Below are 25,977 nucleotides of genomic sequence, written 5' to 3' on the forward strand. Positions count from 1 at the left end.
CTAAGATAAGAAAGGTGTCATATCAACTAAATAAATATGTGGTTATATTCCAGTTTATATTAAAGCCATCAGGCATATCTTACCAAAATCCCCCCATTTTTGTCAAAATCCATTATAATAATCGCCCCATTGATGATAATGAAGATAATCTATGAGCAACCTAAACCCCCGCCAAGAAGAAGCCAAATGCCATGTAGATGGAGCCCTGCTCGTCCTAGCAGGGGCGGGTTCTGGTAAAACGTCTGTCATTACCCAAAAAATCGCCCATCTTATCCAAAACTGCCACATCCCTGCAGAGCGTATCACCGCCATGACTTTTACCAACAAGGCGGCTCGTGAGATGAAAGAGCGTGTCAAAAAATTACTTCCAAGTGAAGAGACTCGTGGGCTGACGGTGTCCACGTTTCATCAGTTTGGTTTGCAGTTTTTGCGGTATGAACTCATGCACACGCCTTTAAAGGGGAATTTTAGTATCATGGATAGTGATGACAGCAAGCGTTTGATTGCTGAGCTGATGGTGCGTGATAATTTATCAGGGGCAGAACGTGGCGACATGCTTGGTAAGGCACTAAATATGATTAGTGATTGGAAAAATGACCTTATTGCCCCAGAAGATGCCCAAAAGAGCCTAGATGACCCAGAAGATGTGATTTTTGCCCATCTTTATGAGTTGTATGAGCGTCATTTGCGGGCGTACAATGCGGTGGATTTTGATGATTTGATTGTCTTGCCTGCTCGCATTTTAAAAGAAAATCCCATCGTCCGCCAAAAATGGCAAAACCGCATACGTTATTTGTTGGTGGACGAATACCAAGACACAAATACCGCCCAGTATGAGCTGATTAAGCTGTTGGTTGGTACATCTGCTCGCTTTACTGTGGTGGGCGATGATGACCAGTCTATTTATGCATGGCGTGGGGCAAAACCTGAAAATATGGCGTTGTTAAAGCAGGATTTTCCTGATTTGACCGTCATTAAATTAGAACAAAACTATCGCTCCACCAACCGCATTTTGTCATCTGCCAATGCAGTCATTGCCAATAATGAGCATTTGTTTGATAAGGTGCTGTGGTCGGATAAAGGGCATGGTGAAAAAGTGCGAGTGCTGACTTGTTTTGATGATACGGCGGAAGCTGAGCGTGTGGCAAAGGAGATTGTTACCCATCGCATGCGTCATGGGGGGACATGGGAGCAATATGCGGTACTGTATCGCTCAAACTTTCAAGCTCGCCCCCTAGAAGCACAACTTCGCTCTTTGCAAGTGCCTTATAAACTCTCTGGCGGTACGTCCTTTTTTGCTCGCACGGAGATTAAGGATGTGATGGGTTATTTGCGTATCATTTTAAACCCTGATGATGATTCGGCATTTTTAAGAGTGATTAACACCCCAAAGCGTGGCATGGGTTCAGCCACCTTAGAAAAATTAGGGTTGTTTGCCCAAGAGCTTGGCTCATCATTATTGGTGGCGTGCTTACATACAGGATTGCGTGCGGCGGTGGGGGCAAAAGCAAGCCATACTTTGCAGGATTTTGCTCATTTTATTGAGCATTATACTCGTGAGCTGTATGACAATCCTGACCCCATGCCCCTTGTGCGTCAGATGATTGTAGAGACAGGTTATATTGATTATATCAAAGCGGACAGCAAAACCCCCCAACAAGAAAAAAATCGTCTTGACAACATAGAATCGCTCTATCAAAGCATTGCTCGTTTGATTGAGCGGGCAGAAGACGATGATGAGCGAACCATAGATGCGGTGATTCGCAAACTGGTGCTACTAGACATGCTTGAACAACAACAAGAAGAAGAAAACACCAACAAAGTCAATCTGATGACCCTACACGCTGCTAAGGGTTTGGAGTTTGATTATGTGTATGTCATTGGGGTAGAAGAAGACATTTTGCCCCACAAAAACTCCATTGTTGCTGATACCGTAGAAGAAGAAAGACGGCTGATGTATGTGGGCATCACACGAGCAAGGCACGAGCTAACACTTATGATGGCACAAAAACGCAGAGTAGGTAGGGATTATAAACCTACCACGCCATCACGGTTTTTAGATGAATTGCCTGATGAGCATATTGATTATCCTGCCAAACGCAAAACCACTCATGCCGACCCAAAACAAATTGCTCATGAATATTTGGCAAATATTCAAGCCATGCTTGCTCAAAAAAGGGGCGGTTAGTTGTTTTGGTTGTTTGTTGCAAGTGCAACACACATGTCTAGCAGACGATTGGCATAGCCGACTTCATTATCATACCATGCCAAAATTTTAAATTGCTCGCCTGCTTGCATGAGCTGTCCGCCATCTATGATGAGCGAATGGCTATCACCGATAAAGTCGCTGGACACCAAAGGCTCATCAGTATAATCCATGATTTTTGCTAAGGTGGTTTGGCTGGCGTGTTTTAATAAGGTTTTGATGCCATCTAAGGTGGGCGTACGTTCAAAGATGATATTAACATCAATACAAGCGACATTTACCGTTGGTACTCGGATAGAATGACCGTTGATTTTGCCTTGCAAAAATGGCAAAACTCGCACGGTGGCGTTAATGCTGCTAGATGTGGTGGGTATGATGTTATGCCCTGATGCACGGGCTCGCCTTAGGTCTCTGTGGGCTTGGTCTAGGACGGTTTGGTCGGCGGTTACGGCATGAACTTCGGTCATCATCACACAAGATAGCCCAAAGGCGTTGTGCAGGGTGTGAAGTAGTGGCACAAGAGCTTGGGTGGTGCAAGATACGCCAGAGATGATAGGTAGGTCTTTGTGCAGTAAATTATCATTAACACCCATGACCACACTGGCATCCACTTTATCAAAAGGGGCTTGTCCGATGATGACTTGCTTTGCCCCTGAGATTCGGTGTAGGTTTGCTTGTTCATAAGAGCGAAAATGCCCTGTACATTCTAAAACAACATCTATATCTAGCGTATCCCATGCCAAAAGTGCAGGGTTTTTTTGATTAAACATTAAAATGTTGGCAAGGATTTGTCCATTTTTTTGCAAAATCAAACGCTCATCTTGTATGAATGCTTGACCGTTTAATCTGCCGTGTGTGCTGTCAAATTTTAATAAATGCAATAATGTATGAGCATCTGCCACATCATTGATGGCAATAATATCCAAACAAGAAAAATTTTCGTAATTTGCCAAAAACGCACGCACCAGCATACGTCCAATACGCCCAAAGCCGTTGATGGCAAGGCGAAGTTTAGGGGTGTGAGTCATAATCTTCCTTATCTGCCCTGATAAAGGCAAGGGCAAGACGTACGGTGTGATAAGGGTAGGGCGTGGGCAGAGCTTCAATAATGGGGCGAAGTTTGGGCGGGTCGTCAAGCTCGCCTTTGCTTTCTAGGTCATTTAATACCGCTTTGATGTCAGCAAGTACCTGATTGCTTGGGGCAAATCGCTCATAATCAGACACCCCATCTTGAGCGATGAGTTTGTTGATATGTTCTGTGATGGTGGATTTGGCAAGATGGCGTTTGTTGGCAATCTCATCTAGGTCAAGCCCCTGTTGTATCAGCACTTTGGTGGCGTGCAGGGTGTTTGTATTGATGGTTTTTGGTGGGGTGGTGGGTTTGGTGGGTATGTTGGTTAAACCGCCACAGGCTGTGATAAAGGCGGTTTGTTGAGCTTTGATGGCGTCATCTGTCATGGCGGTAAAATGGCGTTCATGTTCATCAGACAGATCCAACAGGCGTTTATCCACACGAAACACCCATTCGTCCAAACGCAGGCTTTGATGGTTCATGCCAAGCAGTTTTAAGCCGTCCAAAGAACGCAGGCGAGATAGTGCCACATAGCCTTGCCCAGTCTCAAAAGTGCTTGATAAATCAATCTCAGCAGCGTCCAAGGTCATGCCTTGGGATTTATGTACGGTAATCGCCCAAGCAAGACATAAGGGGATTTGGGTGTAGTTTGCCAAAACTTGTCCGTCGGCGTCTTCTATCGTCCACTCCTCAGGTTCGGCGATGACATTTTGTCCTGAATTTAAGCGAACAATGGGAGGTGTGCTGTGATTGGCGGTTTTTTTTGTGCCATCATCCAAGCCAACAAAGCCCACCACTTCCCCCATTGTGCCATTAGACACGCCAAGCTCGGGGTTGTTTTTGACAAACATGACTTTTGCCCCTTTTTTAAGCGTTAAAGTGTCAGTTGCACGTACGTTCTTTTTTAGGGTGTCAATCAGTGCTTTTTCGCCAAATGTGGTGCATTCAAAGGTATGAGATGGGGTATTTAAAGCAAATAGGGCTTCTTCGTTAATCTTATCCACACTGGCATTATGAGTATAAAGCCGAGTGCGATTTAGATTGATGGTGTTATTTTTGGTGGCAAGTAAAGTGTTGATGGCGGTTTGGCTGACGGTTTGGCTGCGGATTTGGTTTAAAATGTCGGTCAAAGAAATGCCGTATCGCTGGATTTCATCTTGGTTATTTTGGCGGTGTTGTTCTGATAGGTAGCACACTTGAAATTTGGCACTTAGCCATGATTTTGCCATGAACGCAAACTTTTCTTTGTTGCTTTCGCCTTTGCCACCAATGGGGGGAAGCTGAAAAAAATCCCCTGAAAAGATGACTTGCATGCCACCAAAAGCTTGGTCATTTTCTCGTACGGTGCGTAAAATTTCGTCCAATAAATCCACCTGCCGAGCATGAAGCATGGAAATTTCATCAATGATAAGCACTTTGGTGTCTTTTAGGCGGTCAATGACGGTTTTACGAGATTTTAGGCGAATAAAATCGTCCTTGGTAAAATGGTCTTTGATGCCCATGCCGCTCCATGCGTGTATTGTCATGCCATTTATGTGCGTAGAAGCAATGCCTGTGCTGGCGGTGATGGCAACAGGAATGTGTCTGGTTCTTAGGTGGCTGATGTATTGATTAAGGACATAGGTTTTGCCTGCGCCTGCCTGTCCTGTCAAAAAGACGTTTTGTCCTGTTTTTAAGATGTCAAGTGCAATGCTTTGTTTCATGGCGTTTTGATGTGTTTAAAAAGTGTAGGATAGCATATTTTTAAGTTTTACAAAAACAAAACCAAAAAATTGGCAAAACCACGCCCAACCCATTATTTTGGGAGCTGTGGGGGTTTTTCGGGCTTTGGCAAAGGGTTTTTAGCGTTGTTTTCGCTGTTCATGTCCAGCCCAATCTCACCAGCTTCTATGTGTCTGTCATGTTTGTCTTTGAGCTTGACCACATCAAGCGTTTCCTGGCTTAAATCGGTATTGGCGACTTTATTGGCGTTTTGTGGGCTTGTTTTTTTATTGCCTAAGCGTCTGACGACATAGCCATGTGGCATTTGGGTTTCTTTGACATTATCGTCTCGAATGATGCGACCTTCGCTGTCAATGCGTGCGTATTTGACGCTTTCATTTCTGGGCATGATAAAATCTTTGGGCTGAGTGATGAGATGTTTGATTATCAAATCCCCCAAATCTTTCCATTGACTAAAATGCACTTCTTTGGAGCGAAGGGCAATCATTAAAGAAAGCGAAAAACTCACCATCAAATTGACAAAACCAATAAGCAGCACGCCCAAAAATGAATACAAGGCAAGTTGCCACGTCAAATCAAGTGGCGATAAAAAAAACAGCCCATGCACAAGATTGGCCGAAGCAAAAGCAATGTGGCGAATGTCTAGTGGCAAACCAAGCATGTATCCGATGGTGGCGGTACTACCCAAAAAGCAACCAAAGATAAAATTCCCCATAATCGCCCCAAGGTTGGCTTCCACAAAATCACCCAGTTTGTTTTGCCAATGAATTGGCATGACATAAGATAACAGACGGTGTCTTTTGATACGCTCGCCAATTTTGTTAAAAGCTGCCAGATTGTCATAATAGCCAGAAATCAATCCTGATAAAAACAAAAACACCCCTGCAATGGCGGCGTGTGGTAAAGACAAGGAGCGAAGTGGGTCTAATTCATGCAAAAGATGGGCGGCTTTTTTGGTGTCAATCATGGGGGCATCATAGATTTGTACCCAAGCAAAAGCAATGATAAACGCCACAGGTATGGCAATGGAGATGTTGCCTAAAATGGCAATGAATTGTGTTCGCATGATGTCCACAATCAGCTCTGCAAGTTTGCTAAGCTGTTTGATTTTTTTGTTGCCACTTTCAGAGATGGTAGAAGCGATGGCGGCGGCGGTCATGGCAGGCTGTTTGGTGGCGACTGTGCCACCTGCGATATGAATACCCACAAAACCCAAACCATAAATCATGCTGTTCATAAAGGCTTTGCCAATAGGGGCAAGCACAAGATTTGAGCCTAGAATTTTTAAGGTCGCCATAAAAGCAATAAAAAATCCCCCAATGGCAGCCTTTTTATACATTTTTTTATATCCAAGGGTGTCGGTGCTGATATAGTGCTCACCAACACGCCCTGAATTTTCGGTGATTTTACGAGATAAAAGTTTGGTGTTGTTTTTGATAAGATGACCAAAACTGTAACGGTTTTTTGCGGTGCGGACGACTTCTTGGATAAGCTCTACAATGGCTTTGTCTCTGTTTTTGTTACAGTCAGAAACCAGCTCCAACAAGATTTGCATGCGATGAATGCTTTGTTCTAAACGCACCAACATATTGGTCATGCGAATAGAAATGCCCGTTTTATAGACACGTTTGCGAATATTATCAACAATATCACTACATTGCTCCAACATGACCAAGACAGGAGCAGGGTCAATGTCAATCTCGGGTATGGTATCGGTCATGGCATCAAGATTGTGAGCTTGTCGGTATTCATTGACAAACAATACAGTTTCTTGGTTTTGGGCGACAAAAGCTGCGGAATAAGACAGCACTTGTGGATAAGTTTCCATCATTTCAGCGTGTAATCCTATGCCACTGATGCGATAGGATAAAATAACTAAGGAGTTAAGAATGCTGTTTTTGGCACTGGCAACAAGCTCTAAGTTGTCTTGACCAACTTTTAAAAGTTCTACCAAGTCATCCCAGTTTTTTGCACTGATTAAAGAAAGCCACTCTTCATCGGTGGCACTATCAAAAAGGTAATTGGCAAGCTCTACAACAGAATCTTCTTCGGGTAATAATGGTAAAAAGCGATGACCGATTAAGCGGTTAATGCTATGAGAAAAGCTGTCATCAGACACAATGCCTGTGTTGGTGTAGAGAGTGATTCTTTGGTAGCTGTCAGTGAGTTTTAGAATAAATACCGCAAGCCCTGTGCTGTATTCTGGGTTTTGTTTTAAAATTTCAATCAAATCGGTGATTTTTTTGTTGGCAAGTTTTTCATCGCCATTATTCACTCTTAAAAAATCAATCAATCGCTTTAAGGAAGCAGGTTCGGGCAGTGAACGTAACGCATTAATGTGGGCTAAAATATGTTCTAAATCATTGCAAGTTGCAAGCAAAATGTATTTTCCTAGCTAAAATTAGCCCCTTATTCTATCATATTTGGTGAGTGCTGACATTGCCTATTTCGCATAAGGTATGAAAAACTGGAATAAAGCGACTGGCAGGCAAAAAAAGTGGGATAAAATTAAAGCTTTGTATAAAGCAATAAGGACGAAAATTCGCCCTTATTTTGCTTTATGTGGCGACATCAATCGGCAAAAAACTCAGGCTTAAAAGCCATGATGCTATCTGCCCCATGCGTTGCCATATCTGCATGAGCATTTAGACGTGGCAAAACACGAGCGACAAAATAGTCCGCTAAGCGTAATTTGTCAGCATAAAAATCCCCTGCTTTTATCTGTCCATCTGCCCCAAAGCAGGCACGTACTATCAGTACATACATATAGGCGTAGCACAAATAGCCCACAGCGTGCAGATAGTCCACTGCCGAGCCACTGATGGTGTTGGGGTTGGTTTTGGTTTGAGCCAATATATGTTCGGTCAATTCTTGTACACCTTCACAAGCCAAGAGCGTGGCAGAAATGATGGCGTGGTCAAAAGTGGCGTTTTGGCAAGTGCTTTTAATCTCATCAATCAAGGCAAAAAGCGTAACTCCTTGATTTTTAACCACTTTACGCCCCAAAAGGTCAAGGGCTTGAATGCCGTTGGTGCCTTCATAGATTTGGCTGATACGCACATCACGAACGATTTGCTCCATACCCCATTCTTTGATGTAGCCATGTCCACCAAAAACTTGTTGGCAGTCTATGGTGGCATTTAGTGCCATGTCGGTCAAAAACGCCTTAGCAATGGGAGTAAGTAGGGCGACTTTGGCATTGGCTGTTGCTTTGATGGTATCATCATCGGCAAATTTGGCAATATCAAGCTCACGAGCCACATACATGGCAAAAGTGCGAGTTGCCACGCTGTTGGTTTCGGCATTTAAAAGCATGCGACGAACGTCAGCGTGATGAATGATGGGGTCGGCAGGTTTGTCAGTAAGCTTTATACCATCGTCAGCACGTCCTTGTAGGCGTTCGTGAGCATAACGGCAAGCGTTTTGATAAGCAAGCACACTTGCTCCAAGACCTTGTAAGCCCATGGTAACACGCTCATAGTTCATCATCACAAACATCGTGGCAAGACCTGTGTTTTCTGCTCCAACCATGTAGCCTGTGGCGTTGTCAAAATTCATGACGCAGGTGGCAGATGCTTTGATGCCCATTTTATGCTCAATAGAACCCGCTTGTACGCCGTTACGCTCACCTAGAGTGCCATCAGCATTAACCAAAAATTTTGGCACAATAAATAACGATATGCCTTTTGAGCCTGCTTTTGCATTGGGTGTTTTGGCAAGCACCAGATGAATGATGTTTTCGGTCAAATCATGCTCACCTGCGGTGATAAAAATCTTTGTTCCTGTGATGCTGTACGAACCGTCCGCATTGGGTGTGGCACGAGTTTTAATCATGCCCAAATCTGTCCCCGCATGAGCTTCGGTGAGACACATGGTGCCTGACCATTCGCCTGTATAAAATTTAGGCAAATAAGTGGCTTTTTGCTCATCACTACCGCTTGCAAGCAGACACAAACTGGCTCCCACGGTTAAGTTGGGGTATAGAGCAAAAGATTGGTTGGTGGTAAACAGCATCTCTTCACACAGCATGGAGAGTATTTTTGGCATGCCTTGACCGCCAAATTCAGGGTCGCCTGACAGTCCAATCCAGCCCATGTCGCCGTATTCTTTAAAGGCAGTTTTAAAGCCTGTGGGTGTGGTAACTTGTCCATCACCAAGATATTTTGCCCCTTCGTCATCGCCCGATTGGTTTAGGGGGAGTAGGCGTTCTGTGGTAAACTTTGCCATTTCATTTAAAATCATCTCCACAGTGTCGCTGTCCATGTGCGATAGAGCAGGCGTGTTTTGCCAAAAAGTGTGAGTATCAAACACATCATATAAAGTAAAACGCATTTCATCAAGAGGGGCGGTATAAGATAGGGTCATAGGTAGTCCTTTGTTGATTTAAGAATGATGTATTAAATTTACCTAAATTTTTGGGCTTTGGCAAGAGGTATTTGTTTGGGTAATAAAGTGCGATAATTTATATCAAAAGTATCTTAGCACCAATGAATTGGTGAAAGCAGGTAAACATGAATTAAAACCCAAACTTAACCGATTAAAGCAACAGCTTAGTCATCATAAAATGCACCAGTATATGTCCAAAGGTTTAAAAAGTACCATTGTAGAAGACACCATCATTTTAAATACTGACCATACTTATGAGTCTGCTTTTGAAGAAGCCATCAGTCAATATACCAAACACATTCCTGATGTCATCAAACAAGGCTTTAAACTTTTAACACTTCACCCTGACACTCAGGCATATCAGTTTTTAGCACAAGCCACTCAGTATTCAGATTTTACAGCCAAATATGTCTTAGCAGAATATCTGCAAGAACAAGGTAACAGCCTAGATGACGCCATCAGTCAAGCCCAAGAGACATTCATTAACTTTGATGTGCCAACATCAAGGGGGCTTGATTATGCCAATAAGATGGGACTATTTATGTTTACTAAGTTTTTTATTAGATTCCAAAAAGTACTACAAAAGCAAATCAAAGACAATCCTGTACAAGTAGCCATACAATCTTTACTATTACATTATGGCTTAGATTTACCCACAGTGGTAGAACCTGCTTGGTTGCTTAATATAGACCCCATACCTGTTGATGGCAGTCTATTGATTGCTCCTAATGCCTTGGTGGACATTACACCGATTGACTTGGCTACTAGGGTGTTGTAGGTAGTAAGTAAAAAGACCTAATAACACTAGGTCTTTTTATTGGCTTTAATAATGTCTTCCACAGTTAAAGGGTTAGCTTTCCATTTAGTAGCAAGCAATTCAAAATCTTTAAATAAAGTATCTTTATTAACTTGTATTCTGAGTTGATTAACAGATGGACTAACTTGTTCCCAAAGCTGGATAAAGTTAGAACAGTGCATACGTTTAAACAGACGCTCATCTAACAAACCACTATTAATACCTATGGCATAAAATTCATGACGACTTAATACAGTGAGCATTTTAGTGCGTATGTATTCTTGTGCATAACTAAGTTCGTCCTTATCTTTTTTAAGAATGGCAGGTAAGTCTAAATACTCTTCTGCTGAGTCTTTAAGGTCTGAGTGCTTGATGTAGTATTCTTTATAGAAATGTTTGGGATTTTTCAAGAATAATAGCAAATCTGATTTGGCTTCAATAAGGTGTATGTCATTATTATCTGACAATATGATTTCCAAAGTTGCTTTTTCTTTGGAGATGGTTTTGGAAGAGTTGATGGTAAATACGGCAATAATAGCAGACACACCAATAATGGTTGTTTGTATGGCATAAATCCAATCAGAAACAGACCATGTATTGATGTGTAGTATTGTGTAGATTTTTTGTGGTAAGGGTATAAGTAGTCCAATGGTTAAAACAATTAACCATAGATAATAAACCTTATCATGTTTAAACTTCATAAGACCAGTTTATTGGTTATTTAACCGTCCCAACCCTCTGAGAATTTGTACACGATATACTCCTAACTTTAATGTTATGGGCTAAAAATGCCTTATATATTTGAAATATAAGGCATTTTAATTATTAAACAATAAATATATGATTTATACTAACATGGTTATTTAAGGAAGTAAATGTCTAAAAAGACCATTAAGGTAAAAATCATATAAGTTATTGACTTTTAAGGGTTTATATGGTGGAGATGGCGGGAGTTGAACCCGCGTCCGCCAGCACTACGCCCATGACTCTACATACTTAGAATCTGTCTATGGCTTTAATCCGCACCGAACCGACAGTCAGGTAGGCTTGGACGATTTGCTAAGAGTTTGCCTGACGCATCGCAACGCTACGTCAAACTATCCTTTGTGCGTTCGCATCGGGGTGAGCAACCAGACCAAAGGCAATCTGTGCCGACCCAAGTAGCCCTTAGGCTGCTAGTGCGTAAGTTTCGTCGTTTGCGACTATTTTAATTGTACGTTGATTTACAAGAGACATACGCTCTTGGTATGCATCATTGAGTTTCATTACCAGCGTCGAAGCCAGAACATCCCCAATATTTTGATTATAATGAATTTTTTTATAAAAATCAAGTATTCAATGCGACTAAGCCACAAACATATTTAAAAAATACTTACTATAACCTTATATAATACAACATAAATGAACAAAAAATGTACAATAATTGCTTTGACTTACATGATGTTCTTTGTTAGATTATCAATAGAAATAAGTGTTTCACTCATTTAAAAGGAGACGACAAATGCGTAGTAAATCACTCATTTCCTTGGCTATTTTGGTAAGTTGCTTATCAAGTGTATCAGCGTTTGCTTGCCAAAAACCAAATGTCAATCAATTTAACTATCAGTATGTCCATTGTCTAGAAGAGGGACTTGCTCTATTTAAACCCAGAGGTCAGCCTTATGGCTATATGGATCAGCGTGGCGATGTGGTCATTCAACCACAGTTTGAAGAAGGCAAACGCTTTAAAGAGGGTTTAGCTGCTGCTAAGGTAAATGGCAAATGGGGTTATATTGATAAAAGTGGTAGCTTTGTCATCAGACCACAATATGAATTTGCCAATGATTTTTATAATGGCGTGGCTGAGGTTCGTAAGATGGGCGATAACAAGCTGACAAAAATCAACAAACAAGGTTATGAACAAGGTGCAGGCAACTCAAATCCAGCAACATCTTCACGTCCGACCATTATAGACCCTTCATCGCATAGAGACATAGCGTATCCACAGCGGCAGATATACAGATAAACCATCCTGCCACTACTAAAAGCAAATGTGAATTCACTTGCTTTTTTGTTTTGATGGTTTGTTTTAAATCTACTAAGTTGATTTATCCATGTTTTGGTGCGTAATCCGCCAATTCTGGATTAATGTCTGTTTTACCAACATTATTGGCATAATTACAAAGCGTTGCCAGTGCCACGCCCATCACAACATCTAGGACATTTTGGTCATTGTAGCCAACCGCCTTAAAGGCTGCAAGCTCTTCGTCAGACACCGCCCCACGCTTGTCAATCAGCTGCATGGTAAACTGAGCAAGCGCTTGATATTTTTCGTTGCTGTCAATATTGGTGCGATTACGCAAGGCTTCTAGCACATCATTGGGCATTTTTAGGCGTAGTGTGCCAATTTTGGTATGTCCTGCCACACAAAAATCACAGCCATTGTGAGCGGCAGCAGTGATTTGTACCACTTCCACTTCTTCGGCAGTCAGCGAGTTTGAGCTGTTCATTTTGCCAACTTCTTGATAAAAAGCAAGGGCATTTGGCGAATTGGCAAGCACACCAATCAAATTAGGAATAAAGCCATTGGCTTTTTGCACCGCTTGCATACGCTCTTTGGCTTTTTCTGGGGCGGTATCAGGGGTGTGGACAGTCAAACGTGCCATAAATAACTCCATTAAACAAAAGTACTGTGCTTTATGGGTACATCTCTTAAAATTACAATAGCCAATCAAAAATTTATATTTTTTATTTAAAATCAATAATTTATAAATAAATTTTAACAGATTGGCAAACAGATGATTGAAAAATTTATCATCGCCTAGCATATATTTGACAAGAAAGCAAATTAAATTTTTAGTTTGCAACAGTAGATAAAAAGAAGGTACTTATGAATTTTGAAAAATACACCACCAAATTACAAAACATCGTCAGGCAAGCCCAATCTTTGGCACTCTCCAAAGACAACACCAGCATTGGTTCGGTACATTTGTTGGCTGCCATGCTTGCTGATGCATCTGTGATGTCGCTATTACAAAACGCCAAAGCAAATTTGTCTGTACTACAAGGTGAAACCCAAGCCTTGCTTGAACGCCAAGCGATAACACCCACACCAACTGGTCAGATAAATTTAGGTGCTGATGCTGCACAAGTGCTTAATTTGACCCAAAGTTTGTCCGCCAAAGCAGGTGATGAGTTCGTGGCAAGTGAGTGGCTACTGCTTGCCTTAGCATCACAAACCGACACCAAAAAAGTCTTTGCCCAAGCAGGTGTGAGCACCGACACCTTGACCAAGCTCATTCAAACCATCAGAGGAGATAACACCGTGAACACACAAAATGCCGAAGAAACTCGTAACGCCCTAGAAAAATACACCATCAACCTAACCGACCGAGCCCGCGAGGGTAAACTTGACCCTGTGATTGGGCGAGATGATGAGATTCGCCGTACGGTACAAGTGTTATCAAGACGCACCAAAAACAACCCTGTGCTCATCGGTGAGCCGGGGGTGGGTAAAACCGCCATTGTTGAGGGGCTGGCTCAGCGTATCATCAACGGCGAAGTGCCAGAGAGCCTAAAAAATAAAGAAGTGTTGTCGCTGGATATGGGTTCGCTCATTGCAGGGGCAAAATATCATGGTGAGTTTGAAGAGCGTCTAAAAGGCGTGCTAAACGACCTTGCCAAACAAGATGGTAACATCATTTTGTTTATTGATGAGCTACACACCATGGTTGGAGCAGGCAAAACGTCAGGGGCGATGGACGCAGGCAATATGCTAAAACCTGCCCTAGCTCGTGGTGAGTTACGCTGTGTGGGAGCAACCACGCTTGATGAATATCGCCAATACATTGAAAAAGACCCTGCACTAGAACGCCGCTTTCAAAAGGTCTTGGTGGATGAGCCAAGCGTGGAAGACACCATCGCCATTTTGCGTGGCTTAAAAGAGCGTTATGAGCTACATCATGGTGTTAAAATCACTGACAACGCCATCATTGCTGCCGCCAAGATGAGTCATCGCTATATCACCGACCGTCAGCTGCCTGACAAAGCCATTGATTTGATTGATGAAGCAGCAAGCCGTATCAAAATGGAGCTTGACAGCAAACCTGAGAGTTTGGACAAACTTGACCGCCGTATCATTGCCCTAAAAATGCAGCTAGAAACGGTCAAAAAAGATGATGATGCAGGCAGTCTTGCCCAAGCAGGACAGCTACAAAATCAAATTGATGAGCTAAGCCGTGAGTACAATGACTTAGAAGAGATTTGGAAAAGCGAAAAAGTCTTGGTAGAAGGCACCAAACAAGCCCAAGTGGCACTTGATAAGGCGCGTATCGCCCTAGAAAAAGCCCAACGTGAAGGGGATTTGGCAGAAGCGGCTCGTTTGCAATATGGCGTTATTCCAGAGCTACAAAAACAGCTTGCCGATGAACATCATGACGAAACCACCACGCCCAAACTCCTTAGAAATAAAGTAACCGATAACGAAATCGCCGAAGTGGTCTCAGCTGCCACAGGCATTCCTGTTGCCAAGATGATGCAAGGCGAGCGTGATAAACTGCTTACCATGGAAGACAAACTCCATGAGCGTGTGGTTGGTCAAGATGAAGCGGTGTTATCGGTTGCCAACGCCGTACGCCGTAGCCGAGCAGGACTATCCGACCCTAACAAACCAAGCGGTTCGTTCTTGTTTTTAGGTCCAACAGGTGTTGGTAAAACTGAGCTGACCAAATCGCTGGCAAATTTCTTATTTGACTCAGAAGATGCGATGGTGCGTATTGACATGAGTGAATTTATGGAAAAACACAGCGTGAGCCGTTTGGTGGGAGCACCCCCAGGCTATGTGGGCTATGAAGAAGGCGGTGTGCTTACCGAAGCGGTACGCCGTAAACCATATAGCGTGGTTCTGTTTGATGAAGTGGAAAAAGCCCACCCTGATGTCTTTAATATCTTGCTACAAGTTTTGGACGATGGGCGTTTGACAGACTCTCATGGACGTGTGGTGGATTTTAAAAACACTGTCATCATCATGACATCCAACCTTGGCAGTCATAAAATCTTTGACATGGCAGGTGATGGCTATGACAAGATAAAATCGGCGGTGATGGAGTCGGTAAACGCTCATTTTCGCCCAGAATTTATCAACCGTATTGATGAGATTGTGGTCTTTCATCCGCTTGGCAAAGAGCAAATGGCAGGTATTGCGGGCATTCAGCTTGACCGCTTAAGAGCCAGACTAAAAGAGCGTGAACTGTCCCTTGTTTTGTCAGACGAAGCAATGAGCGAGCTTGTTGGGGTGGGCTACGACCCTGTGTTTGGGGCACGCCCCTTAAAACGCGCCATCGTTCAAGAGATTGAAAATCCTTTGGCCCAAAGACTGCTTGCAGGTGAGTTTGTGGCAGGGGATACTATCTTGGTGGGGATTGATGACGGCCAGTTTATTTTTGAAAAATTAAAGCTGAACTGATGATTTGCCTAAGAGCTGTTTACCAAAATGAGTACAAAAAGATGGTTATTTTAACGAATGCTTATTTTTCTGATAAAATACCATCTTATGATAGTCATAACACCGCCCAAAAGGGCATTTTAGGAGATGACAGATGAAAAAACTACTGACTGTATTTGCTGTAAGCACTTCTTTGCTTTTGACTGCGTGTGCCAGTCAGCCTTACCAAACCAACACTCAAACTCGCAATGCTGTACTTGGTGGAGCGGCTTTGGGGGCGGCGATTGGGGCATTGAGCCAAACTGATGATGGCGACCGCAAAGACATTGGTAAAGGTGCCGCCATTGGAGCGGTGGTTGGTGCAGGTGCAGGCTACGCCACAACTCGCTAAGTGATTTGAAATAAAAAATCCCCAAGTCATTTGGGGATTTTTTTATGGGTCAAATCATCACCAAATCAGCTCATTGGCAGAATTTTGGGTGATAAAGCCATCAGGAATTTTACCATTATCTGATTGCCACTGAGCAAATGCACGGCGAGTGTTTGTGCCTGCCATGCCATCAGGTGTACCAGCGTTGTAGCCTTTGGCGTTTAGGTTCTCTTGCAGGCGTCTGACCTGAGCGGAGGATAGCGGGCGTTCGTGGCGAGGCCAATTTGAGACAATGCCACTTTGTTTGCCAATACGTTTGGCAAGCAGTGCCACACCAAGGGCGTAATTTGATGAATTATTGTACACTTTAATCACATCAAAATTTGGCGTTAATAGTAGGGCAGGTCCTAAGATGCCAGCAGGTAGCCACAGCTCAGCAGGTGTGTTGCTGTTGGGTAACGAAGTACCATTAATAGACAACAATCCTGCTTGTTGCCAAGCGCTTAGGGGCTGTTTTTGACCGATGAGCTGATGGTTAAAATGACTTGGTAAGCGAACTTCATAAAAAGCATCCAAACCAGCAATCCAGCCACTGCCACTTAAATAGTTAGCGGTGGAGCTTAGAGCATCAGAGATGACCCAAGGATTTTTTTGCCCATCATTGTTGCCATCTACGCCTTGGGCGAGCCATGTTGATGGGATAAACTGGGTGTGTCCCATGCCCCCTGCCCAAGAGCCTTTAAGTTGTGAGCGATTGACATCACCACGATTTATCATGTCTAGCATGGCGATAAGTTCCCCTTCGGCAAAACTACGGCGGCGACCATCATACGCAAGACTAGATAAGGCATTGACCAAATCTGTATTGCCCGTGGCTGCCCCATAAGATGACTCCATACCCCAAATGGCGACCACAATTTCACGGGGAACGCCATATCTGCTTTCAAGACGAGATAATAAACTTGGGTATTCATCAGCTTTGGCACGCCCTGTGCTGACCCGATTGCCTGATGTGGCGGATTCGGCATATTCCCAAGGCATTTTGGCAAATTCTGCTTGCTTACCATCTAAGGAGATGACTTGTTGGTTGAGACTGGCGTTATTCATCAGAGCATAAACATCGTTAGCACGATAGCCACGAGCAATGGCACGATTGATAAAATCGCTTTTCCATTCACCAAAACTGCCATAAAATTGTTTTGGTTCAACAATCGGAGCAGGTGCTGATACGCTGGGTGTTACCGCAGGCGTGGGGACGTTTTTGGTGGCAGGGTTGGGTGGTGTGGGCTTGGGGGCTTGGGGAGCAGGCAGTTTTGGTGGCTGAGCCACTTCAATGGGTGTGGGTTTTTTGGGAGCGGTATTGCACGCTGCCAATGCACCAACCATGCACGCAAGCACACTTAGATAAAAAACAGGGTGTTTATAAAATTTGGGTATCATAGTCATCACAGGGGTTAAGATTAAAAATTGAGTTTTTACTCTATCATTAGTCGGTTAAAAAGTCTAGGGCGTGTTGAATCTTTATAATGCAACTTACAAATTGGTAATACTGTGGCAAGATGTGAGATGATTATGTGTTGGTAAATATATATTTACCATGTTAAAAATTGTCCAAAACAAAAAGCCAAGATGTCTTGGCTTTTTGGCGGTTGATTTGCTATTTTTTGTGGTAGGCAAGTTTAACGCCAACAATATAGCCATCATTATCTTTAAATTGACCAGCTGTGGTGCGAGTGGGTAGCTGAGCAGTGGCATCACCAAATTTTAGGTATTTTGCCCCTGCTGACACTGACCATTCAGGCGTAAAATTATATTTTGCTCCCAAGCCCAAGCTATAATAGCCTTTAATAGGACCTAATGTGCTGATGGGGTTACCTGCACCACTGTCATAACCAATGTTGCCTGAGACAGAGACTTTATCGCTAAGTTTTTTACCAAGCCCAATCTCGCCTGACCACTGGTCTTTGGCGTAGTCAATGATGGGTGTTTTGGCGGTCTGAGTATAAAGTGTTGGACGAATGTCAAAATCACTCCACGGCACATAACGCACTTTGGCGGTCAGAAGCATGGTGGGCGATACACCTGTTTGAAAATCTAGGTTATAAGATTCAGGCAGGGTAACACGAAATGGCTGGGTTTGTCTTCCTGTCTGTCTAAGTGCAGGAAAAACTTCGGCGATGTCGGTTTTATGCTCAATGTCAGAGCGATAAGTCAAAGATGCTTTTAGGGCAATCTCTGGCTTGGTGTATGCCACCCCTGCGACCCAGCCTAAGGCATGGTCAGTACTTATTTTGGCATCATAGCCTGTCGCTCGGTCATAAGCTGTGCCACGCAGATGCACCTCACCATTTAGGCGTTGTAGGGCAGGACCGCCATAGATTTGGAAGTTTTTATTTTGACCAAATTTTGCTCCAAGCAGGAAAGTGGCGTTTTGGGTGCGGATTTCTACATTGGTGCCTTGACCTTTTTGTGCTTCAGCAGTGTTAGAAATTTGATTGACGGGCGCTAACTGTTTAATGGCTTCACTGGCCAGATGCTGTGCCGCAGCCTCCCCAACATCTATTCTTTGCTTATCTAGAATTTGTTGCTGTAAAATGGGTCCTAATCTTTTGCTGGCTTTTTCAAGTTCAATGTCGTTAATTGAACCATCTGGATTGACTGCAAGAGAACTTAATGCTCTTGGGATATTTTGACCATTTGTACCAGCAACTAAAGCTGAATAAGTTGCATCTGCACCTTGACTAACAAAATTACTGTTACCAAAATGCTCAACCGCCGCCCCCCAAGGCTCATCATACAGCACACCCACGCTAAATGTGTCATTGATGTCTGCTTTAACCCCAAAGCGAGCAAAATCATAGGCTTCTGCCAAATCTCCTGTACTGCCACCATTCATGTCCGTCCCTGAGACATCGGCATCAATATAGGTATAGACCACTTCTCCATAAGTGCCATCTTGTAAAAAAGCAGTAACGTCCTGTCCTGAACGGTCAAGACCCGCCCCATAAGTCGTCATGCTCAGTCCACAAAGGGTGGCAAGTGTTAGTGTTTTATAAGAAAAATATGTCATTGCTAACTCCTGTTATCAGTTTTTAAGTAACATTTGTAAAATATTACGCATTTCCCAAATCAATGTGTAACAAGCGTATATTAAAACAATCGTTTTGGAAATACAAGAAAAAAAATCCAATCATCAGATGAACGGTTTTTTGTGATAAGCTTTAAATGATAATAAGAATTGGTTTAATAGTGGGGCGGTTTGTCAGCCAACAAATCAAACGGAGCGATACCCTCATCATGCTCTTTTTCTAAAAATTTATAAATCAGTTTTAATTGGTCTTGTAGGTCTTTTAATTCACGGTCTTGTTTGGCAATCACGTCATTTAAGGTATCAACGGTATTTTCAAGATATGCCAGTTTGATTTGTAAATCAATCAGATGATTTGCCAAATCCGCAGTATCAAAGGCGACATTGGTCATATTTTTCCTTTTTGCGATAAAAATTTGCTATAATTGCCCCATTTTATCACCGATTATCACATATGGCACTAATTACCCTAAAAAACATCTGCCTGAGTTTTGGCGTCTCTCCCATTCTTGACCATGTGAATTTTTCCTTAGAACAAGGCGAGCGAGTCTGTTTGATTGGACGAAATGGCGAAGGCAAATCCACACTTTTTAAGCTCATCAATGGCACACAAACTGCTGATGATGGCGAGATTTTGATTGTTGATGGCATAAAAATCGCCATGCTTGCCCAAGATGTGCCAGATGATGACGGCACTTTGCTTGATGTGGTCATGAATGGTGATGAAAAAACAGCCAATCTATTAAGAACATATCATGAACTGTCTGAAAAATGCACCCAAGGTCAGATGAATGCTTGTGAGCAGATGGCAGGCGTGCAACATGAGATTGATGCTTTGCATGGCTGGGATTTGCAAAGAAATGCTCGCACACTCCTTGATAATATGGGCTTAAATCCAAATGATACGTTGGCAGATTTGTCAGGGGGGCGTAAAAGACGGGTGCTGCTTGCTCGGGCATTGGTGGTCAAGCCTGATGTGCTACTGCTTGATGAACCGACCAACCATTTGGACGTGGAGAGTATTGATTGGCTGGAAAATTATCTATTAAATCAAAATCTTACTGTATTATTCATTACCCATGACCGTAAATTTGTGGACAATCTTGCCACACGCATCATAGAGCTTGACCGTGGCAAGCTGTCAAGTTATGATGTCAGTCAAGGTATTGGTGGCTATGCTCGCTACCAAGAATTAAAAGAGTTAGAGCTAGAAAGTGAAGCCAAATCCTTTGCGGAATTTGATAAAAAACTTGCCCAAGAAGAAGTGTGGATACGCCAAGGCATTAAGGCTCGTCGCACCCGCAACGAAGGTCGTGTTCGGGCATTAAAAGCATTAAGAGAAGAACGCAAACAAAGACGAGATGTGGTGGGCAATATCTCCATCAGTCAAAACGTGGGTGAAAAATCAGGGAAAATTGTCTGCGAAGTCAATCATTTAACCTTAAAGTATGACAATAAAATTTTGGTGAAAGATTTTTCCACTTTGCTCATGCGTGGTGATAAAGTGGGTATTATTGGCAAAAACGGTGTGGGCAAAACTACCTTGATTCGCACAATTTTGGGGCTTGATGACACGGCAAAAACTGATGGTAAAATTCGCCTTGGCACCAATTTAAACATTGCTTTTTTTGACCAATTAAAAGACCAGTTGGAGCTTGATAAATCTGTGGCCGAAAACGTCTCGCAAGGCTCTGATTATGTGGACGTGGGCGGACGGCGAGTGCATATTTTGGGCTATTTGCAGGATTTTTTGTTTGCCCCAAACCGAGCCAGAACACCTGTAAAAGCACTATCAGGGGGCGAAAAAGCCCGAGTGCTACTTGCCAAAAATTTATTAAAACCTGCCAATGTATTGGTGCTTGATGAGCCAACCAACGACCTTGACATGGCGACTTTGGAGCTGTTGGAAGAATATGTGGTGGGTTTTGATGGAACCATTTTGTTGATTAGCCATGACCGCACTTTTATGGATAATGTGGTAACGCAAACGTGGGTGTTTGATACTGACAAAGATGGCAATGGGGTCATCAATGAATATGTGGGCGGTTATCACGACTATGTAGAACAAAGCCAAAGACAAAAGGTTGGTCAAACTGTTGTCAAAAAAGATGAAGCAAAAGCCCCAAAAATCAACAAACCCAAAACCGACAACACCCAACCGCAAAAACGTAAATTATCATATAAAGAACAACGAGAGCTGGAAAATCTGCCCAATGAGATTCATCAGCTTGAACAAGAGCAAGCGACATTAAATGACAAGCTGGCAGATGGTTCATTGTTTGTGAGCGATTTGGCATTGGCGACAACATACAGTCAAAGGCTTGGCGAGATTGATGAGATGTTGCTTGAAAAACTAGAACGATGGGACGAGCTTGAAAGTTTGAGCAAATAAATTTTGTGGGATGGGTGATTTATGATGGAAAAACGCTTTTTATCTACGTTGTGTGTTTTGTCGTGTGGACTGAGTGTTAATACAGTCTTTGCCGATATTTATGATAAGCAAGACGACCAACGTATCCAAGATGTGCATATTCAAAAACAGGTTGAAATGACACAACCTGTTGCCCCTGATGTGCCTAAAACATCAAGTGAGCAAGGAAAAAGCTTGTCAATATCAGCAGATGAGCTGTTAAACTACCCTGATTTGGTGGTGCGAGCGATGGCGATGGCGGTACTTCAAAACAACTTTGATGATGTTGCTTTTTTGTTGCCTTATTATCAAAAAATCCCCAATCATTTGCGTGAAACCATGCTAGAACAATGGGCAAAAGGCATGGTTGCAGAAGCCCAAGGAGACGCAAAAACTGCTGTCCGAGCCTATCGCAGTGCTTTATCGGTCAATAATGATGCAAGTTTGTTGCGATTGCGTTTGGCGATGGCGTTGTATGCCAATAAAGAATATGATGCGTCCGAAGACCAATTTACCAAGCTACTAAGCGAAGAGATGCCACCACAAGTTGCCCAGTTGATACATCAATATTTGACCGCCATCAAACGCCAAAATCGTGTGTCCATCAATGGTGGTATCAACTACTTGGCAGACAAAAACATCAACAATGCCCCTAAAAATAGCGATTTGGGTGGGGGTTGGACAGCCCCCAAGGCTCAGTCGGCTCATGGCATAGGCTTTAATTTTGGGGTGGATAAAAAATGGCGTCTGCCACAGGGGTTTTTTGGTCAAACACGCCTTGATACTTATGGTAAATATTATACCAATAACAAGCCTTATAATGAGCTGACGGTGCGTGTGTTGGCAGGAGCAGGACATGAGAATGCTCGTCATAGTTTTGCTTTATTGCCTTTTGTGGAAAAAAGCTACTATGCGGGGGGCAATGCGGATAATGACAAGCTGAAATATTTTTCCACATCCAAAGGCATATCAGCACAATGGAGCTATTGGCTAAATCCAAAATGGCAAGCCAGCGTTTATGGGGAATATGCCAAACAAGATTACACCACACGCAATCACCTGGACGGTGAAAGCAAAAGTTTGGGTGTTAGTGCGTTGTACTTAGCCAATGCCAAACGCTACTATTTTACAGGGATAGATTATCACAAAACCGACACAAAAGATGCCGATGATTCTTTTGTGCGTCAAGGTGTGCGAGCAGGCGTGGGGCAAGAGCTTGGGCTTGGATTTAGCACTCGTGTGAGCGTGAATGTGGCTCAAAAAGAGTATCAAGGTGTGGGATTTTTTGGCAAAATTCAAAAAAATAACGAATATGGGGCAAGCGTTTCTGTTTGGCACAAAAAAGTACATTATGCAGGCATTACTCCACAAATCACTTGGCAGTATAATAAAGTGGACAGTAATTTGCCTTTGTATGAATATGACAAACACCGAATTTTTATAGAAATGAGTAAAAAGTTTTGAATAATTCAGCCAATAAACATTGTTGTGGGTCAAATTGTCATTCTGATGATAATTTGCAACAATCAAACAATGACCTACCGCAAATTGACATTAAAAAAATGCCTGATTTGACCGCCACGCATAAACAAACCCATATGGCGGATAAATTGCCGTTTCGTTTGGAGTTTTTAATGCCAAAGTATTGGGGGATTTGGCTGGCGTTTATGATATTTTTACCACTGATTTATCTGCCACTACGTATTCAGTTTATGATTGGGCGACATATTGGCAGACTGGCTTTTTTATTGGTCAAAAGGCGTGTTAAAGACACATTGGTAAATTTGAATTTGGCATTTAAAGACAAATCTGATGATGAAAAATTAAAAATTGCCAAGCAGGTTTTTGTCAATCAGGGCATTGGCATTTTTGAGACCTTAAACGCATGGTTTCGCCCCAACGTATTTAAACGTACGTTTAGCATTTCAGGATTGCAACACCTGATTAATGCTCAAAAAGAAAATAAAGCGGTGATACTGCTGGGTGGGCATTTTACCACCTTGGATTTGGGCGGTCGGCTGTGTACACAGTTTTTTGGGGCGGATTGTATGTATCGCCCCCAAAATAATCCTTTGCTTGATTGGTTTGTGTATAATAGTCGCAGACGTATTTTTGATGAGCAAATCAGCAGTCGTGATATGAAAAAACTCATCAGTCGGATTAAGGCGGGCAGGGTGATTTGGTATAGTCCCGACCAAGATTTTGGGTTGGAGCATGGTGTGATGGCGACATTTTTTGGTGTGCCGTCTGCTACCATCACCGCTCATCGGCGTTTTGTGAGCTTTGATAAAAAAAATCCGCCTGTCTTTATTGTGATGGACATGATACGCCAAACTCCTGATTATATTCCAAAAGGCAAACGTCCGCATTATCACATCACGCTGTCATCTGTGCTTGATGGCTTTCCAAGCAATGATGAACAGGCAGACGCACAGCGTATCAATGACCTGTTTGAAGTTAATATCAAAAAAAATATTGCCCAATGGATGTGGTTTCATCGGCGATTTAAAACACAGGCAAGTGGCAAGAATTTTTATGAATAAGTTTTACGGTTTATCGTCTGGTGGTGTGTGATGGGAATTTAAAGAAAAAGCCATTGATTTACTTTTTTCTTTAATTCTTTTACAATAACCTGATACCAATAAAGAGCATTGTCATGTCTGACCAAAACGCCATCTCTATTACAGTTCTATCCAAAACTCCCATCACACCAACCTTATTTAGTTTTACGACCACACGCCCTGATGGTTTTCGCTTTGAAGCGGGGCAGTTTGTGCGACTAGGTGTTGCCCCTAATGAGTTACAGGTCAATCAAACTGCCCCAAAAAACGCCATTAGCCCCAAGATTTTTCGGGCGTATTCGGTGGTGTCATCGCCTTATGATGAGCATTTGGAGTTTTTTTCGGTGGTTGTGCCAGATGGGGCGTTTACCAGTCAGCTACAACATTTACAAGTGGGTGATACTTTGTATCTAAACCCAGAGCCGTTTGGTTTTTTGACCTTGGCACGCTATCAAGAGCCAGCTCCGCAGGATTTATGGCTATTTGCCACTGGCACAGGACTTGCACCATTTATTAGTATGCTTGGCGATATGATGACATGGCAAAATTATCGTGATATTGTGTTGGCATATAGCTCTCGCACTCTTGCTGAGCTGGCTTATGTGGATAAAATCGCTGATTTGCAAAGCCAGTTTGGTCAGTTCATAGACACGCCAGCACGTTTGCAGTTTGTGCCGATTGTTACGCGTGAAAAAGCTGATGGCTGTTTAAACGAACGCATTCCTACTTTGATTGAAAGTGGCAAACTTGAAACTCATGTGGGGCTAAGTTTAAACCCTGCCACATCACATATCATGCTTTGTGGCAATCCCCAAATGGTAGAAGACACCAAAGAAACTCTAAAATCCAAAGGTTTGACCATGAACCGCCGTGGCGTGGGTAATATTGCCGTAGAGAATTATTGGTAAAGGAGAAAGTGATGTTAAATCAAGCTCATACAGCGTTATTGGTTGTGGACATTCAAAATGGCTTTGTGGATGGTAATCTGGCGGTGTCAGGCTCTGCCAAGATTATCCCTGTGGTTAATCAGCTCATTGCACAGTTTGATAACGTCATTTTAACCCAAGATTATCACCCTGCTGACCACGTTTCTTTTTATCAAAACCATACAGGCAAACAGCCCTTTGATACCATTGAGCTTGATTATGGCATGCAGGTGTTGTGGAATCGCCATTGTGTGCAAGGCACCGTGGATGCGTTGTTTCATTCGGACTTGCAGGCGAGTAAGGCTCAGCTGATTATCCGTAAAGGTTATCATCGCGATATTGACAGCTATTCAGCATTTATGGAAGCTGACAGACGCACCATGACGGGACTGGCAGGATACCTAAATGAGCGGGGCATCAGCCATGTGTATGTTGTGGGCATCGCCACTGATTTTTGTGTGGCATGGACAGCGATAGATGCGGTGAATTTAGGCTTTGACTGCACAGTGATTACAGACGCCACCGCCCCAATAGATGTCAATGGCTCGTTAGATAAGGCGATGAGTGATATGACAAAAGCGGGTGTCAAATTGATGACATATAAAGAGATTTTGGTATAATCGATTTTGTTGTGTATTGGACTTTAAAGGAATGAATTATGCGTAAATTTACCATCTTGGCTATCGCACTTGTTATGGCTGGTTGTGCTTCTACTTCTGGGGTGCAGACACCACAAACCCGTACTGATAAGCTAACTGCTCAGCAAAATTTAGAAAAAGTATATTACCAAAATATTTACCAAGACAATATGACGGTTAATGATAATCAGGTGGTGTTAATTGGTCGTAATAAACAGATGATTAGCAAACAAGCTGATTATACTGAAAATGAGCTTGTCATTATCAAACGTAGCAAGACCGCCAACTAGCCACGGCTCAGACATTACTGACGGTTGCCAGTGTTTTTGCATTAACACCAATAACGCCCAACTCGTTTCAAAAAGACCAATTAAGAGGAG

The 25,977-nt window shown here is 42.8% G+C and carries 20 protein-coding genes and 1 other RNA gene; 11 read left to right on the plus strand and 10 right to left on the minus strand.

What is annotated here, in order from left to right; genetic code table 11:
• Window positions 1-151 precede the first annotated feature (151 nt).
• Entirely contained in the window at window positions 152-2,188 is a 2,037-nt protein-coding gene (locus CEW93_RS06590) for a UvrD-helicase domain-containing protein (protein WP_089540510.1), read from the plus strand.
• On the opposite strand, the gene CEW93_RS06595 is transcribed toward CEW93_RS06590, so the two are convergent.
• The 4 genes from CEW93_RS06595 to CEW93_RS06610 form a co-directional block, all read right to left on the minus strand.
• Window positions 2,185-3,234 (minus strand): type I glyceraldehyde-3-phosphate dehydrogenase, encoded by a 1,050-nt coding sequence (locus CEW93_RS06595; RefSeq protein WP_089540512.1) that lies wholly within the window; start codon window positions 3,232-3,234, stop codon window positions 2,185-2,187. The genes CEW93_RS06590 and CEW93_RS06595 overlap by 4 nt on opposite strands.
• Window positions 3,218-4,981 carry a helix-turn-helix domain-containing protein gene (locus CEW93_RS06600; protein WP_089540513.1) on the minus strand — a complete coding sequence of 588 codons (1,764 nt, stop codon included), beginning with the start codon at window positions 4,979-4,981 and terminating at the stop codon, window positions 3,218-3,220. The genes CEW93_RS06595 and CEW93_RS06600 overlap by 17 nt, the downstream gene beginning before the upstream one ends.
• Before the next feature lie 92 nt (window positions 4,982-5,073).
• The gene (locus tag CEW93_RS06605) at window positions 5,074-7,380 is read right to left on the minus strand and encodes a site-specific recombinase (protein WP_255503991.1); all 2,307 of its coding nucleotides are present in this window, start codon (window positions 7,378-7,380) and stop codon (window positions 5,074-5,076) included.
• 191 nt (window positions 7,381-7,571) lie between these two features.
• Window positions 7,572-9,365 (minus strand): acyl-CoA dehydrogenase C-terminal domain-containing protein, encoded by a 1,794-nt coding sequence (locus CEW93_RS06610; protein ID WP_089540517.1) that lies wholly within the window; start codon window positions 9,363-9,365, stop codon window positions 7,572-7,574.
• A gap of 211 nt (window positions 9,366-9,576) precedes the next feature.
• Between CEW93_RS06610 and CEW93_RS06615 the strand changes: the two genes are divergently transcribed.
• Entirely contained in the window at window positions 9,577-10,164 is a 588-nt protein-coding gene (locus tag CEW93_RS06615) for a hypothetical protein (RefSeq protein WP_143822791.1), read from the plus strand.
• A gap of 26 nt (window positions 10,165-10,190) precedes the next feature.
• On the opposite strand, the gene CEW93_RS06620 is transcribed toward CEW93_RS06615, so the two are convergent.
• Together CEW93_RS06620 and ssrA are read right to left on the minus strand one after the other, a co-directional pair.
• Window positions 10,191-10,883, minus strand: a complete 693-nt coding sequence (locus tag CEW93_RS06620) for a DUF4760 domain-containing protein (protein WP_089540520.1) — start codon at window positions 10,881-10,883, stop codon at window positions 10,191-10,193.
• A 234-nt stretch (window positions 10,884-11,117) separates the two neighbouring features.
• Window positions 11,118-11,475: a transfer-messenger RNA gene (gene ssrA, locus CEW93_RS06625) on the minus strand.
• A 208-nt stretch (window positions 11,476-11,683) separates the two neighbouring features.
• Between ssrA and CEW93_RS06630 the strand changes: the two genes are divergently transcribed.
• Window positions 11,684-12,187, plus strand: coding sequence for a WG repeat-containing protein (locus CEW93_RS06630; RefSeq protein WP_089540522.1), 504 nt, complete (start codon window positions 11,684-11,686; stop codon window positions 12,185-12,187).
• A gap of 82 nt (window positions 12,188-12,269) precedes the next feature.
• Here the strand turns inward: CEW93_RS06630 and CEW93_RS06635 are convergent, their stop codons facing one another.
• A complete protein-coding gene (locus CEW93_RS06635; RefSeq protein WP_089540547.1) occupies window positions 12,270-12,827 on the minus strand; it encodes a carboxymuconolactone decarboxylase family protein in 558 nt (185 codons plus the stop codon).
• 224 nt (window positions 12,828-13,051) lie between these two features.
• Between CEW93_RS06635 and clpB the strand changes: the two genes are divergently transcribed.
• Both clpB and CEW93_RS06645 read left to right on the plus strand, forming a co-directional pair.
• On the plus strand, window positions 13,052-15,625 hold the full coding sequence (gene clpB, locus CEW93_RS06640; protein WP_089540524.1) for an ATP-dependent chaperone ClpB: 2,574 nt from the start codon (window positions 13,052-13,054) through the stop codon (window positions 15,623-15,625).
• Between the two features lie 133 nt (window positions 15,626-15,758).
• Window positions 15,759-15,995: a YMGG-like glycine zipper-containing protein gene (locus CEW93_RS06645; RefSeq protein ID WP_089540526.1), complete on the plus strand. Its 237-nt coding sequence runs from the start codon at window positions 15,759-15,761 to the stop codon at window positions 15,993-15,995.
• Window positions 15,996-16,052: 57 nt separating this feature from the next.
• On the opposite strand, the gene CEW93_RS06650 is transcribed toward CEW93_RS06645, so the two are convergent.
• From CEW93_RS06650 to CEW93_RS06660, 3 genes are all read right to left on the minus strand, one after another.
• The gene (locus tag CEW93_RS06650; RefSeq protein ID WP_255503992.1) at window positions 16,053-17,420 is read right to left on the minus strand and encodes a lytic murein transglycosylase; all 1,368 of its coding nucleotides are present in this window, start codon (window positions 17,418-17,420) and stop codon (window positions 16,053-16,055) included.
• A 211-nt stretch (window positions 17,421-17,631) separates the two neighbouring features.
• Complete coding sequence (locus CEW93_RS06655; protein WP_089540529.1) at window positions 17,632-19,044, minus strand: outer membrane protein transport protein; 1,413 nt, start codon at window positions 19,042-19,044, stop codon at window positions 17,632-17,634.
• Between the two features lie 173 nt (window positions 19,045-19,217).
• Complete coding sequence (locus CEW93_RS06660) at window positions 19,218-19,454, minus strand: SlyX family protein (protein ID WP_089540531.1); 237 nt, start codon at window positions 19,452-19,454, stop codon at window positions 19,218-19,220.
• Between the two features lie 62 nt (window positions 19,455-19,516).
• Here CEW93_RS06660 and CEW93_RS06665 point away from each other — a divergent pair, with 62 nt between their 5' ends.
• From CEW93_RS06665 to CEW93_RS06690, 6 genes are all read left to right on the plus strand, one after another.
• Window positions 19,517-21,454 carry an ATP-binding cassette domain-containing protein gene (locus CEW93_RS06665; RefSeq protein ID WP_089540533.1) on the plus strand — a complete coding sequence of 646 codons (1,938 nt, stop codon included), beginning with the start codon at window positions 19,517-19,519 and terminating at the stop codon, window positions 21,452-21,454.
• Between the two features lie 21 nt (window positions 21,455-21,475).
• Window positions 21,476-22,936, plus strand: a complete 1,461-nt coding sequence (locus CEW93_RS06670; protein WP_089540535.1) for a surface lipoprotein assembly modifier — start codon at window positions 21,476-21,478, stop codon at window positions 22,934-22,936.
• 53 nt (window positions 22,937-22,989) lie between these two features.
• The gene (locus CEW93_RS06675; RefSeq protein ID WP_370511942.1) at window positions 22,990-24,015 is read left to right on the plus strand and encodes a lipid A biosynthesis acyltransferase; all 1,026 of its coding nucleotides are present in this window, start codon (window positions 22,990-22,992) and stop codon (window positions 24,013-24,015) included.
• A 113-nt stretch (window positions 24,016-24,128) separates the two neighbouring features.
• The gene (locus tag CEW93_RS06680; RefSeq protein ID WP_089539409.1) at window positions 24,129-24,941 is read left to right on the plus strand and encodes a ferredoxin--NADP reductase; all 813 of its coding nucleotides are present in this window, start codon (window positions 24,129-24,131) and stop codon (window positions 24,939-24,941) included.
• An 11-nt stretch (window positions 24,942-24,952) separates the two neighbouring features.
• Window positions 24,953-25,579, plus strand: coding sequence for a bifunctional nicotinamidase/pyrazinamidase (gene pncA, locus CEW93_RS06685; RefSeq protein WP_089539410.1), 627 nt, complete (start codon window positions 24,953-24,955; stop codon window positions 25,577-25,579).
• Between the two features lie 38 nt (window positions 25,580-25,617).
• Complete coding sequence (locus CEW93_RS06690) at window positions 25,618-25,887, plus strand: hypothetical protein (RefSeq protein WP_089539411.1); 270 nt, start codon at window positions 25,618-25,620, stop codon at window positions 25,885-25,887.
• Window positions 25,888-25,977: the final 90 nt, after the last annotated feature.

Origin of the sequence: Moraxella sp. VT-16-12 (genome assembly GCF_002224245.2) — a bacterium.
Classification (GTDB): domain Bacteria; phylum Pseudomonadota; class Gammaproteobacteria; order Pseudomonadales; family Moraxellaceae; genus Moraxella.